Source organism: Pseudomonas sp. microsymbiont 2, from assembly GCF_054788395.1.
In genome coordinates this window covers 4,726,966-4,740,986 of sequence record NZ_CM139112.1, presented here as the reverse complement: position 1 = coordinate 4,740,986, position 14,021 = coordinate 4,726,966, and the positions used below count along the sequence as shown (strand labels likewise).

Genomic DNA, 14,021 nt, shown 5'->3' with positions numbered 1-14,021 from the left:
AATGACCTCCTGAGTCGTCCACGAGGAACGGCCCATTAAACCGCTTTTCTCCAAGGGCCCCTCGCTGGGCGTTCGCCTGCTGGTAATGGTGGTGATGTCGATCGCGCTGATGGTGGTCGACTCGCGCTTCGACCTGCTCAAGCCGGTGCGTGGCCAGATGGGCCTGGTGCTGATGGAATCCTACTGGATCACCGATCTGCCGCAGCGCATGTGGCAGGGCGTGGCCGGCCAGTTCGGCAGCCGCACCGAGCTGATCGCCGAGAACGAGAAACTCAAGACCGAGGCCCTGCTGTTGCAGGGGCGCCTGCAGAAGCTGGCGGCCCTGACCGAGCAGAACGTGCGCCTGCGCGAGCTGCTCAATTCGTCGGCGCTGGTCAACGAGAAGGTCGAGGTCGCCGAGCTTATCGGTGTCGATCCCAATCCGTTCACTCACCGCATCCTGATCAACAAGGGCGAGCGCGACGGCGTGTTCCTCGGCCAGCCGGTGCTCGACGCCCGCGGCCTGATGGGCCAGGTGGTCGAGCTGATGCCTTACACCTCGCGGGTGCTGCTGCTCACCGACACCACCCACAGCATTCCGGTGCAGGTCAACCGCAACGGCCTGCGCGCCATCGCCAGCGGCACCGGCAATCCGGAGCGCCTGGAGTTGCGCCACGTGGCCGACACCGCCGACATCAAGGAAGGCGACCTGCTGGTAAGCTCGGGCATGGGCCAGCGCTTCCCGGCCGGCTATCCGGTGGCCACGGTCAACGAAGTGATCCACGATTCCGGCCAGCCGTTCGCCATCGTCCGTGCCATTCCCACCGCCGCGCTCAACCGCAGCCGCTACATGCTGCTGGTATTCAGCGACCGGCGCACGCCGGAAGAGCGTGCCACCGAAGCGGCGATCGCCCAGGAAGAAGCCGACCGCCAGGGCGCCAGCCATGGCCAGGCCCCGGCCAGCCCGGCGCCCGTCGCGCCAGCCGCCACGCCACCTGCCGCTGCACCCGTGGCGCCGGCACCCGCGGCCAACGGCGCGACCGAGGCCCATCCGCCCGCCGCGCCCGCTCAACCCCGGAGACAATAATGGCCAGCACCCGTAGCAGAAACGGCTGGGCCATCTGGCTGACCTTCGCCATTGGCCTGTTGCTCAGCGTCTCGCCCATGCCGCAGTTCATGGAAGTGTTCCGGCCCATGTGGCTGGCGCTGCTGCTGGCCTTCTGGACCCTTGCCGTGCCCGGCAAGGTCGGCATGACCACCGCCTTCGTGCTTGGCCTGGCCGAAGATGTGCTGTACGGCACCTTGCTTGGCCAGAACGCGCTGATCCTGACCCTGATCACCTTCCTGGTGTTGTCGTTGCAGCAGCGCCTGCGCATGTTCCCCATGTGGCAGCAGAGCCTGGTGATCCTGGTGGTCTTCGGCATCGCCCAGCTGATTCAGCTCTGGCTCAGCGCCTTGACCGGCAATCGCCTGCCAACCCTGGCACTGGTCTGGTCGGCGGTGATCAGCGCCTTGCTCTGGCCTTGGGTCAGCTTCGCCCTGCGCGGCCTGCGCCGTCGCCTGCACATCCACTGACGCGCCGTCATCGACAGGGAGAAGTCCAATGCCCCAGCTGTACCTGGCCTCCGGCTCACCTCGTCGCCGTGAACTGCTGACCCAGATCGGCGTGCCGTTCACTGTCGTCAGCGCGCCCATCGATGAAACCCCGCTGCCGGGCGAAGCGCCGGCGGCCTATGTCGAGCGTCTGGCCCAGGCCAAGGCCGTGGCCGGATTCGCCTATACCGATGAAGCGGGCGTGGTACTGGGCGCCGACACCACTGTGGTGCTCGATGGCCAGATCCTTGGCAAGCCCGAGAATCGCGAGCAGGCGCTGGCCATGCTCGGCGACCTTTCCAAGCGCGAACACCAGGTGCTGACCGCCGTGGCGCTGACCGATGGCCAGCGCAGTGTCAGCCGCTGCGTCAGCACCACCGTGCGTTTTCGCACCATCTCTTTCGAGGAAGCACTGCGCTACTGGGACAGCGGCGAGCCGGTCGACAAAGCCGGTGGCTATGCCATCCAGGGATTGGGCGCGGTGTTCGTCAGCGGCATCGAGGGCAGCTACTCGGCCGTGGTCGGCCTGCCCCTGAGTGAAACCGCCGAACTGCTCGAGCAATTCGGCGTGCCATGTTGGCAACTGCAAGAGGATTCCGCACAGCGCTAGCCAGCCACGCCGCAGCAATCCATCATTACCCCAGACCCCTGACGAGAGCGCGCCATGAGTGAAGAGATCCTGATCAACATCACCCCGATGGAATCGCGCGTGGCGGTGGTGGAGAACGGAGTCCTGCAGGAGGTGCACGTGGAGCGCACCCAGCGCCGTGGCATCGTCGGCAATATCTACAAGGGCAAGGTGGTGCGCGTGCTGCCGGGCATGCAGGCGGCGTTCGTCGACATCGGCCTGGAGCGGGCAGCGTTCATCCATGCCTCGGAAATCTCCCAGCGCGAAGGTTCGGCGGTGGAGACCATCACCGCCCTGGTTCACGAGGGACAGGCGCTGGTGGTGCAGGTCACCAAGGACCCCATCGGCACCAAGGGCGCGCGCCTGACCACCCAGCTGTCGATTCCGTCGCGCTATCTGGTGTACATGCCGCGCAGCAGCCATGTCGGCATTTCGTTGAAGATCGAAGAGGAAGCCGAGCGTGATCGCCTCAAGCAGGTGGTCACCGACTGCATGGCCCAGGAAGAGATGAAGGATGCCGGGGGTTTCATCCTGCGCACCGCCGCCGAGGGCGCCCGTGCCGAGGATATCCTCCAGGACATCCGCTACCTGCGCCGGCTGTGGGAGCAGATCGGCTCGCAGATCCAGACCTGCGGCGCGCCGACCGTCATCTATGAGGACCTCGGCCTGGCCCTGCGCACCCTGCGCGACCTGGTCAACCCGAAGATCGAGAAGATTCGCATCGACTCACGGGAGACCTTCCAGAAGACCACGCAGTTCGTCGCCGAGCTGATGCCCGAAATCGCCGACCGCCTGGAGCATTATCCCGGCGAACGACCGATCTTCGACCTGTACGGTGTCGAGGACGAGATCCAGCGCGCCCTGGAGCGCAAGGTGCCACTCAAGTCCGGTGGCTACCTGGTGGTCGACCCGGCAGAGGCGATGACCACGATCGACGTCAACACCGGCGCCTTCGTCGGCCATCGCAACCTCGAAGAGACGATCTTCAAGACCAACCTCGAGGCGGCCACCGCCATTGCCCGGCAACTGCGCCTGCGCAACATCGGCGGGATCATCATCATCGACTTCATCGACATGGAGGACGAGGAGCACCAGCGCCAGGTCCTGCGTACCCTGGAGAAGCAGCTCGAGCGCGATCACGCCAAGACCAACATCATCGGCATCACCGAGCTGGGCCTGGTGCAGATGACTCGCAAGCGTACCCGCGAGAGCCTCGAACAGGTGCTGTGCGAGCCCTGCGCCGCCTGCCAGGGGCGTGGCAAGCTGAAGACTCCCGAGACGATCTGTTACGAAATTTTCCGCGAGATCCTCCGCGAGGCCCGCGCCTACCAGGCCGAGGGCTACCGGGTGCTGGCCAACCAGAAGGTGGTGGACCGCCTGCTCGACGAGGAATCGGGTAACGTCGCCGAACTGGAGACGTTCATCGGGCGAACCATCCGCTTCCAGGTGGAGTCCATGTATTCCCAGGAACAATACGATGTGGTGCTGCTCTGACCCGTGCTGAAAGCGGTTGCCCCAAGGATGGGCTGGCAAAGCGCTATACACCGGCCATAGTTAAGGGACGACTTGGAGGGCCATGGCCATGGAACGTCTGACCCGCGTTCTGGGCGCCTTGACCCGCTGGGGGCTGGGAATCTGCGCCCTGCTGGCGGTGCTGGTGGCGCTGTATGTCAGCCTCGGTCGGCAACTGGTACCCCTGGTCGCCGAATACCGTGCCGATGCCGAGCTCAAGGCCGAACAGGCCTTGGGCCTGCCCGTGCATGTCGGCGCGCTGGAGGGCCGCTGGAGTGGGCTGGCGCCGGTATTGCGCGTGCGCGACTTGCAACTGGGCGAGGGCGCGGGCGCCTTGCGCCTGGACGATGTCAGGCTGGTGCCGGACCTGTGGGCCAGTATCAAGGCGCGTGAGGTGCGTCTTGCACGTATTCAGCTCAGTGGGTTGCAACTGATCCTGCGTGAAGACGAGCAGGGCGCCTGGGCCCTCGAAGGCCTGCCGAAAAAGGATGATGCACCGTTGGACCCCGCCGATGCGCTCAAGCGCCTTCGCCAGTTGGGGCGCATCGATGTGTTCGACAGTCAGGTCACCCTGCACGCCTGGAAACGCGATCCGCTGACACTCACCTATGTCAGCCTGGGCCTGCAAGCCGGGGCTTCGCGCCAGAGCATCGACCTGCGCGCCACGCTGCCCGATGGTCAGCCCCTGGCCGTGAGCCTGAATAGCCGCGCCAGCGCCAAGACCTGGCGTGACGGGCGGGTGCAGGCTTACCTGAGCCTGCCGCAGAGCGACTGGGCACGCTGGTTGCCGCCGAAGCTGCTGGGCCAGTGGCAGGCCGGGACGCTGCGTGCCGGTGGTGAGTTCTGGGTCGACTGGAGCAAGGGGCAGCTGCAACAGGCGACGGTCCGCCTCAACGCACCGCAGCTCAAGGGCGCCTACACCGGGCGCAAGGCCGTCACCCTGGACAACCTGGCCCTGTCGGCCTGGTTCCAGCGCCGGGACCAGGGCTTCGATGTCGCCGTCGACTCACTGGCCATGAGCCTGGGCAAGACCCGCTGGGAATCCCATCTGCAACTGGCGCAGCGCCCTGGACAGAATCCGGCCGAGGAAAGCTGGCAGGTGCAGGCCGATCGCCTCGACCTGACGCCGCTGACGCCGTTGATCGATTCCTTGGCGCCGCTGCCGGACAAGCTGATGACCGTGGTCGATGCGCTCAAGGTGACCGGCTCGCTGCGCAATGTACGCCTGGACATCCGTCCCAAGGCCGAAGGTGACCAGCGCGTGCGGTTCGCCGCCAATCTGGAGAAGGTCGGTTTCGACGCTTATCACGGCGCGCCAGCCGCCGGCAACGTGACCGGCGCCATCAGCGGTGATCTCGGCCATGGCGAGCTGCGCCTGGATACCCAGGCGTTCATGCTGCACCTGTACCCGATCTTCGGCAAACCCTGGCACTACCCGAAGGCCAACGCGCGCCTGACCTGGACGCTCGACAAGCAGGCCTTCACCCTGGTCGCCCCCTATATCAAGGTGCTGGGCGACGAAGGCAAGATCGCCGCGGACTTTCTTATCCGCATTCACCTGGAGCCCGGTCACGAAGACTACATGGACCTGCGCGTCGGCCTTACCGAGGGGGATGGGCGCTACACCGCCAAGTACCTGCCCGAGGTGCTCAGCCCGGCACTGGACGAATGGCTGCGCAGCGCCATCGTCAAGGGCAACGTCGATGAGGGCTACTTCCAGTACCAAGGCTCGCTGCACCACGACGCGCCGCCCCACGCCCGGGATATCAGCCTGTTCTTCAAGGTCCATGATGCGGCGCTGGACTTCCAGCCCGGCTGGCCGCAGGTGCAGCAGGTCGACGGCAATGTCTACATCGAGGACACCGGGGTGCGCATCAAGGCCAACCGCGGATTGCTGCTCGACACCCAGGTCAGCGATGTCAGCGTGAACATTCCCCATGTCGAGGGCGATCAGCACAGCCATCTGTTGCTCGAAGGCAACTTCGATGGCCGCCTTGGCGACGGCCTGAAGATCCTCAAGGAGGCGCCCATCGGCACGGGTGAGATCTTCGCCGGCTGGGAAGGCGAGGGGCCGCTCAAGGGCAAGGTCAAGCTCGATATCCCCTTGGCCCACGGCCAGCGTCCCAAGGTGCTGGTGGATTTCGCGACCGCTGACGCGACCTTGAAAGTAGCGCCGCCGAGCCTGGAACTGAGCCGTCTGAAGGGCAACTTCAGCTTCGATTTCGACAAAGGCCTCAGCGGCAAGGACATCACCTTGCAGGCGTTCGGCAAACCGGTCAGCGCCCAGATCGCCGCCGAAGGCCAGGACGGGCAGATCCAGACCCGCATCAGCGCCAATGGTCAGGTCGGCCTGAAGGCCTTGACCGACTGGCTGCAATTCCAGCAACCGTTGCCGGTGTCGGGCGAACTGCCCTATCAGTTGCAAGTGATGCTGGGCAGCCGTGACAACCGGCTTACCGTCAACTCATCGCTCAAGGGGCTGGCCATCGACCTGCCGGCACCGTTCGGCAAGAGTGCCGGGGAAACCCGTGACAGTCGCTTCGGGCTGTCGCTGCAAGGACCGGAGCGGCGCATCGATGCCAGCTACACCGACCTTGCCCGCTTCGCCTATGCCGCGCCCGCCGACAAGCTGGATCAGGGCCGAGGTGAACTGCTGTTGGGCACGGGCGATGCCAGCCTGCCGACCGGCCAGGGCCTGCGCGTGCGCGGTCGGCTCGAGGCGCTGGACCTTGCGCCCTGGCAGCAGCAGATGGAGCGCCTGGCCGGCAAGGACCCGGGCGGCAGCGCGCGGCAGAACCTGCAGGGCGTGGACCTGAGCATCGGCCAGCTCAAGGCCTTCGGCATGGACCTCAACCAGGCGGTGGTCCGCCTGGCGCGTGGCGGTGCGGCCTGGGACCTGCGCCTGGACAGCAAGGAGGTGATCGGCAATGCGCGCATTCCCGATGCCAAGGCCACGCCGATGACCATTCGTCTGCAGACCCTGCGCCTGCCCGCGGCCGACCCGAACGAAGCACAGGACGAAAACGCCCCGGATCCACTGGCCGATATCGATCCACGCAAGGTGCCGCCGCTGGACCTGACCATCGACAAGCTGTATCGCGGCGACGACCTGTTCGGCAGTGCCACCCTGAAACTGCGGCAGACGCCTCGCGGCACGGCGATGAGCGATATCGACCTGGACCTCAAGGGCTTGCATATCGACGGCAGTGGCGGCTGGGAAGGCGAACCCGGCAAGTCGTCGAGCTGGTACAAGGGGCGACTGGACGGCAAGAACCTGGGCGATGTGCTCAAGGCCTGGGGCTTCGCGCCCACCGTGACCAGCCGCGATTTTCGCATGGACGTGGATGGCCGGTGGTCGGGCTCGCCAGCCTGGGTCAGCCTCAACCGTTACTCCGGCAGCCTCGACGCGGCCTTGCGCAGCGGCCAGTTCGTCGAAGTCGAAGGCAGCGCCCAGGCCCTGCGGGTGTTCGGCCTGCTCAACTTCAACTCCATCGGTCGACGCCTGCGCCTGGACTTCTCCGACCTGTTCAGCAAGGGCCTGGCCTACGACCGGGTCAAGGGCCTGCTGGTGGCCAGCGAAGGGGTCTACGTGACCCGTGAGCCGATCACCGTCACTGGGCCGTCGAGCAATTTCGAACTCGATGGCACCATGGACTTCGTTCGCGACCGGGTCGATGCCAAGCTGCTGGTGACCTTGCCGGTGACCAACAACTTGCCGCTGGCCGCGTTGATCGTCGGCGCGCCGGCGGTCGGTGGCGCGCTGTTCCTGGTCGATCGCTTGATCGGTGATCGGGTGGCGCGCTTCGCCAGCGTGCACTATCGCGTCGAGGGGCCGATCAAAGAGCCTAGAATCACCTTTGTGAAACCTTTCGATAAATGAGCCCGGGGTGGCGATGATCTCAGCAGTGATCCAGATGGTCAGCCAGGACGATGTGCCGGCGAACCTGCAGCGTGCCAGGGTGTTGCTGGAACAGGCCGCCGCGGGTGGCGCTCGGCTGGCGGTGCTGCCCGAGAACTTCGCCGCCATGGGCCGGCGCGATGCCGCGGCGATCGGTCGGGCCGAAGCGCTGGGCGAAGGGCCGATCCTGCCCTGGTTGAAACGCACCGCTCGTGACCTCAGGTTATGGATTGTCGCCGGCACCTTGCCGCTGCCACCGGTCGGCGAGCCGGATGCCAAGGCGCATGCCTGCTCGCTGCTGATCGACGAGCACGGCGAGATCGCCGCGCGCTACGACAAGCTGCACCTGTTCGATGTGGACGTGGCCGACAACCGCGGGCGTTACCGGGAGTCCGACGATTATGCCCATGGCAGCCAGGTGGTGGTGGCCGACACACCCGTCGGCCGCCTGGGCTTGTCGGTGTGCTATGACCTGCGCTTCCCCGAGCTGTACAGCGCCTTGCGCGCCGCCGGGGCCGAGCTGATCAGCGCGCCGGCGGCGTTCACCGCGGTGACCGGTGCGGCGCACTGGGAAGTGCTGATTCGCGCGCGGGCCATCGAGACCCAGTGCTATGTATTGGCGGCCGCCCAGGGCGGCCTGCATCCGGGGCCGCGGGAAACCCACGGCCAGGCGGCGATCGTCGACCCCTGGGGGCGGATCGTCGCGCAACAGGCGCGGGGCGAAGCGGTATTGCTCGCCACGCGCGACAGTGAAGAACAGGCGTCCATCCGGGCGCGCATGCCGGTGGTCACGCACCGGCGCTTTTTCTCGCAGGACGCCTTGCGGCCTGCGCACACCTCGGAGTGACTATGAGCGAGATTTTATCCACCGTCAGCGAGCAGCTCCTGGCCCCGGGCGGTCTGACCCTCGACAGCTTGCAGACGGTACTGGGCGAGCTGGCCGGCCCTGGCATCGACGCCGCCGACCTGTACTTCCAGGGCCAGATCTCGGAGACCTGGGCGCTGGAGGACGGCATCGTCAAGGAAGGCAGTTTCAACCTCGACCAGGGCGTGGGCGTGCGCGCCCAGTCCGGCGAAAAGACTGGCTTCGCCTACAGCAACGCGATCAACCTCGAAGCCCTGACTTCCGCGGCCCGCGCGGCCCGTTCGATTTCCCGCGCCGGGCAGAACGGCAAGGTGCAGGCGTTCCGTAGTCAGGACGTGACCGCGCTGTATGCGCAGGACAACCCACTGGATGTGCTCAGCCGTGCCGAGAAGGTCGAGCTGCTCAAGCGTGTCGATGCCGCCACCCGCGCCCTCGATCCGCGTATCCAGCAGGTCAGCGTGAGCATGGCTGGGGTCTGGGAGCGCATCCTGGTCGCCGCCACCGATGGCAGCCTGGCCGCCGATGTGCGGCCGCTGGTGCGTTTCAACGTCAGCGTGATCGTCGAGCACAATGGTCGTCGCGAGCGCGGCGGGCAGGGTGGTGGTGGCCGCACCGACTACCGTTTCTTCACCGAGGAGCGGGTGATGGGCTATGCCCGCGAGGCGCTGCGCCAGGCCCTGGTGAACCTCGAGGCGATCCCGGCGCCGGCCGGCACGCTGCCGGTGGTGCTTGGCCCAGGCTGGTCGGGCGTGCTGCTGCACGAGGCGGTCGGCCACGGCCTGGAAGGCGACTTCAACCGCAAGGGCAGCTCGGCGTTCAGTGGCCGGATCGGCGAGAAAGTGGCCTCGAGCCTGTGCACCATCGTCGACGACGGTACCCTGGAGGGTCGTCGCGGCTCGCTCAGCGTCGATGATGAAGGCACGCCGACCGAATGCACCACGCTGATCGAGAACGGCATCCTCAAGGGCTACATGCAGGACAAGCTCAATGCCCGCCTGATGGGCATGGCGGTGACCGGCAACGGCCGGCGTGAATCCTACGCCCACCTGCCGATGCCGCGCATGACCAACACCTACATGCGCGCTGGCGACAGCGATCCCGAGGAAATCATCAAGTCGGTGAAGAAGGGCATCTACTGCGCCAATCTCGGCGGTGGCCAAGTGGACATCACCAGCGGCAAGTTCGTGTTCTCCACCAGCGAGGCCTACCTGATCGAGGACGGCAAGATCACCGCGCCGGTCAAGGGCGCGACCTTGATCGGCAATGGCCCGGAGGCGATGCGGGGGGTATCGATGGTCGGTAACGACCTGGCGCTGGACAGCGGCGTGGGCACGTGCGGGAAGGATGGACAATCGGTGCCGGTGGGCGTTGGCCAACCGACCCTGAAGCTGGATGCCATTACCGTGGGCGGTACCGGCGCTTGACGCCGAGCCTTGTGGGAGCGGGTTTACCCGCGAAGAAGACGACGCGGTGTATGGCACCGGCTGCGCCGGTGTTCGCGGGTGAACCCGCTCCCACAGAGGGCATCCATGCTTACCTGTGAGGGCGAACCGGTTCTGGGTTTAACGCAGGCCGCGCTGGACCTCGTCGAGGTCGCGGATGTACTTGAACACTTTACGCGCAGCCGCAGGCGGCTTGTTCCGCGCCTTCTCGTGCTGGGCATGACGGATCAGCGAGCGCAGGTGCTGGCGATCGGTGTCGGGGAACTCGTTGACGAAGCGCTCGAGGTCCTCGTCGTTGCCGTCGATCAGGCGGTCGCGCCAGCGCTCGAGGCCGTGGAAGCGCTCGTTGTACTGGCGGGTCGAGCTGTCGACTTGCTCGAGCACGGCATGGATGGCGTCCAGGTCCTGCACGCGCATCAGCTTGCCGACGAACGACATGTGGCGTTTGCGGGCGCCGTGGGCGGTGTGCTTGCTGGCTTCCTCCAGCGCCTTGCGCAGCTCGTCGGTGAGCGGCAGGCGAGCCAGGGTGTCGGCCTTGAGGGTGGTGAGGCGCTCACCGAGCTCGACCAGCGCATGCAGCTCGCGCTTGATCTGGGTTTTGCTTTTTTCGCCATCGAAGGCGTCGTCGTAAGAATCAACCATGGGGGCAGTCCGCAGGAAATCGCCGCCATGATAACCAGTCGGGGGCCGCTTGTCCGGCCCGGTCGTAGAATGACCCAAGCCGTACGCAGAATTTTCAGTGGAGAGAACCATGAGTGCAGTCCAGAGCGTAGGCCCCAAGGACCTGCCGGCGTTGCAGGAACAGGTCGAGGCGATCGTCGCCGAGGCGCGCCGCCAGGGCGCCAGCGCCTGCGAAGTGGCGGTGTCGCTGGAGCAGGGCCTGTCCACCACGGTGCGCCAGCGCGAAGTCGAGACGGTCGAGTTCAACCGCGACCAGGGCTTCGGCATCACCCTCTACGTTGGCCAGCGCAAGGGTTCGGCCAGCACCTCGGCCAGCGGCCCTGAGGCGATCCGCGAGACCGTCGCGGCGGCCCTGGCAATCGCCAGGCACACCTCCGAGGACGAGTGTTCGGGGCTGGCCGATGCCGCCTTGATGGCCCGCGAGATCCCTGACCTGGACCTGTACCACGACTGGGACATCGAGCCGCAGAAGGCCATCGAGATGGCGCTGGCCTGCGAGGCGGCGGCCTTCGATGCCGACAAGCGCATCCTCAATGCCGATGGCACCACCCTCAACACCCACCAGGGCGTGCGGGTCTATGGCAACAGCCATGGTTTCATCGGCGGCTACGCGTCCACCCGGCACAGCCTGAGCTGCGTGATGATCGCCGAGGGCGATGGACAGATGCAGCGTGACTACTGGTATGACGTCAACCGCCAGGGCCAGCTTTTGGCCGATCCGCGCAGCATCGGTCAGCGCGCCGCGCAACGTGCCGCCAGCCGCCTGGGCGCCCGCCCGGTGCCGACCTGCGAGGTGCCGGTGCTGTTCTCGGCCGAGCTGGCCGGTGGCCTGTTCGGCAGCTTCCTCTCGGCTATTTCCGGCGGCAACCTGTACCGCAAGTCGTCCTTCCTCGAGGGCTGCCTCGGCCAGCGCCTGTTCCCCACCTGGCTGACCCTCGACGAACGCCCGCACATTCCGCGTGCATTGGGTAGCGCGGCATTCGACGGTGATGGCCTGGCCACCTACGCCAAGCCGTTCGTCGACAAGGGCGAGCTGGTGTCCTACATCCTCGGCACCTATTCCGGGCGCAAGCTGCAACTGCCGAGCACCGCCAACGCCGGTGGCGTGCACAACCTGTTCGTCACCCATGGCGTGGAGGACCAGGCGGCGCTGATCCGGCGCATGGGGCGCGGCCTGCTGGTGACCGAGCTGATGGGGCATGGCCTGAACATGGTGACTGGTGACTATTCGCGTGGTGCTGCGGGCTTCTGGGTCGAAAATGGCGAGATCCAGTTCCCGGTCCAGGAAGTGACCATCGCCGGCAATATGAAGGACATGTTCCAGCAGATCGTGGCGATCGGCAGCGATATCGAGACCCGCAGCAATATCCACAGTGGCTCGGTGCTGATCGAGCGGATGACGGTGGCTGGCAGCTGATCGGCGCTCTATTGGCTGGGGAGCGTGGGAGCGGGCTTGCCCCGCGATAATCTCACCTGCAATCGCGAGGCAAGCTCGCTCCCACGCTGCCCTGCTCATGTCTTGCAAAGGACCCGGCCATCGCGCCGGGTTTCTTTTGCCTATCGTCTAGCTTGAACTGATTCTATTTATCACTTAATAATGAATATCATTATCCAGTCACCCGGCGATGATGTTCATGAAACCCGTCCTCCACGAACTGCCCTACCTGGAAAACTGGCGCTGGCTCAGCCGTCGCATCCGCTGCGCCCTCGAACCCGACGAGCCGCGCCTGATCGAGCACTACCTGGCCGAAGGCCGCTACCTGGTGTGCTGCACCGAGACCTCGCCCTGGACGGTGGCGCTGACCGCCTTCCGCCTGCTGCTGGATACCGCCAACGACCGCATGCTGCCCTGGCATTGGCGCTGCCTGTGCCTGGACCAGGCCTGGCGTCCGTTGCTGGACCTGCGCAACCTCGATCGCCGCGAACAGAACCAACGCTGGCAGCCCTATGCGCTGCAGCTCGCCAACTGCGTGCTGCTGCCGTCGATTTCTCCCGAAGAACTGATGCAAGGACTTGAAGACGATGAGTGATACCCGTATCGAGCGTGACAGCATGGGTGAGCTGCAGGTGCCGGCCCAGGCCCTGTACGGCGCCCAGACCCAGCGCGCGGTCGACAACTTCCCGGTCAGCGGCAAGCCGATGCCGACCCAGTTCATCCGTGCCCTGCTGCTGGCCAAGGCTGCGGCGGCCAAGGCCAATGTCGAGCTTGCGCAACTGAGCGCGGGGCAGGGCGAGGCCATCGTCAAGGCGGTGGAGCTGCTGCTGGCCGGCGATTTCATCCAGCACTTCCCGGTGGATGTGTTCCAGACCGGTTCCGGCACCAGCTCGAACATGAACGCCAACGAGGTCATCGCCACCCTGGCCAGTCGCGTGCTGGGCGAGCCGGTCAACGCCAACGACCACGTCAACTGTGGCCAGAGCAGCAACGACATCATCCCCACCACCATTCATGTCAGCGCGGCCCTGGCCCTGCACGAGCAACTGCTGCCGGCCCTGCGGCACCTGACCCAGGTGATCGACGCCAAGGCGGTCGAAGTGCACCAGTACGTGAAGACCGGCCGCACTCACCTGATGGACGCCATGCCGGTGCGCATGAGCCAGGTGCTCGGCGGTTGGGCGGCGCAGATCAAGGGCGCCCAGGCGCATATCGAAGACACGTTGCCGAGCTTGCAGGCGCTGGCCCAGGGCGGTACCGCCGTGGGGACCGGGATCAACGCCCATCCGCAGTTTGCCGCCGGTTTCGCCCGCCAGCTCAGCGGCCTGACCAAGGTCGAGTTCACCCCGGGAGAGAACCTGTTCGCCCTGATCGGCTCCCAGGACACTGCCGTGGCGCTCTCGGGCCAGCTCAAGACGGCCGCCGTGGCGCTGATGAAGATCGCCAACGACCTGCGCTGGATGAACTCCGGCCCCCTTGCCGGCCTCGGCGAAATCGAACTGCAAGGGCTGCAACCGGGCTCTTCGATCATGCCGGGCAAGGTCAACCCGGTGATCCCGGAGGCCACCGCGATGGTCGCCGCCCAGGTGATCGGCAACGACGCCACCATCGCCGTGGCCGGCCAGTCGGGCAACTTCGAGCTGAACGTGATGCTGCCGGTGATCGCCCGCAACCTGCTGGAGAGCATCGAGCTGCTGGCCAACGTCAGTCGCCTGCTGGCCGACAAGGCCATCGCCAGCTTCAAGGTCAACGAAACCAAACTCAAGGAAGCGCTGTCGCGCAACCCGATCCTGGTCACCGCGTTGAACCCGATCATCGGCTACCTCAAGGCCGCCGAAATCGCCAAGACCGCCTACAAGCAGGGGCGGCCGATCATCGAGGTGGCGCTGGAACACACCGACCTGTCGCGTGACCAGCTCGAAGCCCTGCTGGACCCGGAAAAACTCACCGCTGGCGGCATCTGAGCCAAGGCCGCCCTGGAGGCACGT

General features: G+C 66.0%; 11 protein-coding genes. 10 read left to right on the top strand and 1 reads right to left on the bottom strand.

Features of this window, described 5'->3' with window-relative positions:
- The first annotated feature begins 64 nt into the window (after window positions 1-64).
- From mreC to tldD, 7 genes are all read left to right on the top strand, one after another.
- Window positions 65-1,066: a rod shape-determining protein MreC gene (mreC, locus tag ACYUME_RS21410; RefSeq protein WP_460419415.1), complete on the top strand. Its 1,002-nt coding sequence runs from the start codon at window positions 65-67 to the stop codon at window positions 1,064-1,066.
- A complete protein-coding gene (gene mreD / locus ACYUME_RS21405; protein ID WP_279882015.1) occupies window positions 1,066-1,554 on the top strand; it encodes a rod shape-determining protein MreD in 489 nt (162 codons plus the stop codon). Before mreC ends, mreD begins: the two co-directional genes overlap by 1 nt.
- A 28-nt stretch (window positions 1,555-1,582) precedes the next feature.
- A complete protein-coding gene (locus ACYUME_RS21400; RefSeq protein ID WP_460416752.1) occupies window positions 1,583-2,182 on the top strand; it encodes a Maf family protein in 600 nt (199 codons plus the stop codon).
- 54 nt (window positions 2,183-2,236) lie between these two features.
- Window positions 2,237-3,694, top strand: coding sequence for a ribonuclease G (rng, locus tag ACYUME_RS21395; protein ID WP_279882011.1), 1,458 nt, complete (start codon window positions 2,237-2,239; stop codon window positions 3,692-3,694).
- An 82-nt stretch (window positions 3,695-3,776) separates the two neighbouring features.
- Window positions 3,777-7,592: a YhdP family protein gene (locus tag ACYUME_RS21390; RefSeq protein ID WP_460416750.1), complete on the top strand. Its 3,816-nt coding sequence runs from the start codon at window positions 3,777-3,779 to the stop codon at window positions 7,590-7,592.
- Between the two features lie 13 nt (window positions 7,593-7,605).
- Window positions 7,606-8,457: a carbon-nitrogen hydrolase family protein gene (locus tag ACYUME_RS21385; protein ID WP_460419413.1), complete on the top strand. Its 852-nt coding sequence runs from the start codon at window positions 7,606-7,608 to the stop codon at window positions 8,455-8,457.
- Window positions 8,458-8,459: 2 nt separating this feature from the next.
- The gene (gene tldD, locus ACYUME_RS21380; protein WP_279882006.1) at window positions 8,460-9,899 is read left to right on the top strand and encodes a metalloprotease TldD; all 1,440 of its coding nucleotides are present in this window, start codon (window positions 8,460-8,462) and stop codon (window positions 9,897-9,899) included.
- A gap of 138 nt (window positions 9,900-10,037) precedes the next feature.
- Here tldD and yjgA read toward each other — a convergent pair whose 3' ends face one another.
- Window positions 10,038-10,559, bottom strand: a complete 522-nt coding sequence (gene yjgA / locus ACYUME_RS21375) for a ribosome biogenesis factor YjgA (RefSeq protein ID WP_028689647.1) — start codon at window positions 10,557-10,559, stop codon at window positions 10,038-10,040.
- Between the two features lie 109 nt (window positions 10,560-10,668).
- Here yjgA and pmbA point away from each other — a divergent pair, with 109 nt between their 5' ends.
- The 3 genes from pmbA to ACYUME_RS21360 all read left to right on the top strand — a co-directional run bounded on the left by pmbA (window position 10,669) and on the right by ACYUME_RS21360 (window position 13,997).
- Window positions 10,669-12,015 carry a metalloprotease PmbA gene (gene pmbA, locus ACYUME_RS21370; RefSeq protein ID WP_460416748.1) on the top strand — a complete coding sequence of 449 codons (1,347 nt, stop codon included), beginning with the start codon at window positions 10,669-10,671 and terminating at the stop codon, window positions 12,013-12,015.
- Window positions 12,016-12,223: 208 nt separating this feature from the next.
- Entirely contained in the window at window positions 12,224-12,628 is a 405-nt protein-coding gene (locus tag ACYUME_RS21365; RefSeq protein ID WP_279881999.1) for a FagA protein, read from the top strand.
- Window positions 12,621-13,997, top strand: a complete 1,377-nt coding sequence (locus tag ACYUME_RS21360; RefSeq protein ID WP_460416746.1) for a class II fumarate hydratase — start codon at window positions 12,621-12,623, stop codon at window positions 13,995-13,997. Before ACYUME_RS21365 ends, ACYUME_RS21360 begins: the two co-directional genes overlap by 8 nt.
- The last annotated feature ends 24 nt before the right edge of the window (window positions 13,998-14,021 follow it).

What these genes read in the sequence shown, in the direction of transcription:
- mreD (WP_279882015.1), top strand. Translation starts at nt 1,066, where the DNA reads ATGGCCAGCACCCGTAGCAGAAACGGCTGGGCCATCTGGCTGACCTTC.
- ACYUME_RS21400 (WP_460416752.1), top strand. Translation starts at nt 1,583, where the DNA reads ATGCCCCAGCTGTACCTGGCCTCCGGCTCACCTCGTCGCCGTGAACTG.
- rng (WP_279882011.1), top strand. Translation starts at nt 2,237, where the DNA reads ATGAGTGAAGAGATCCTGATCAACATCACCCCGATGGAATCGCGCGTG.
- ACYUME_RS21390 (WP_460416750.1), top strand. Translation starts at nt 3,777, where the DNA reads ATGGCCATGGAACGTCTGACCCGCGTTCTGGGCGCCTTGACCCGCTGG.
- ACYUME_RS21385 (WP_460419413.1), top strand. Translation starts at nt 7,606, where the DNA reads ATGATCTCAGCAGTGATCCAGATGGTCAGCCAGGACGATGTGCCGGCG.
- tldD (WP_279882006.1), top strand. Translation starts at nt 8,460, where the DNA reads ATGAGCGAGATTTTATCCACCGTCAGCGAGCAGCTCCTGGCCCCGGGC.
- yjgA (WP_028689647.1), bottom strand. Translation starts at nt 10,559, where the DNA reads ATGGTTGATTCTTACGACGACGCCTTCGATGGCGAAAAAAGCAAAACC.
- pmbA (WP_460416748.1), top strand. Translation starts at nt 10,669, where the DNA reads ATGAGTGCAGTCCAGAGCGTAGGCCCCAAGGACCTGCCGGCGTTGCAG.
- ACYUME_RS21365 (WP_279881999.1), top strand. Translation starts at nt 12,224, where the DNA reads ATGATGTTCATGAAACCCGTCCTCCACGAACTGCCCTACCTGGAAAAC.
- ACYUME_RS21360 (WP_460416746.1), top strand. Translation starts at nt 12,621, where the DNA reads ATGAGTGATACCCGTATCGAGCGTGACAGCATGGGTGAGCTGCAGGTG.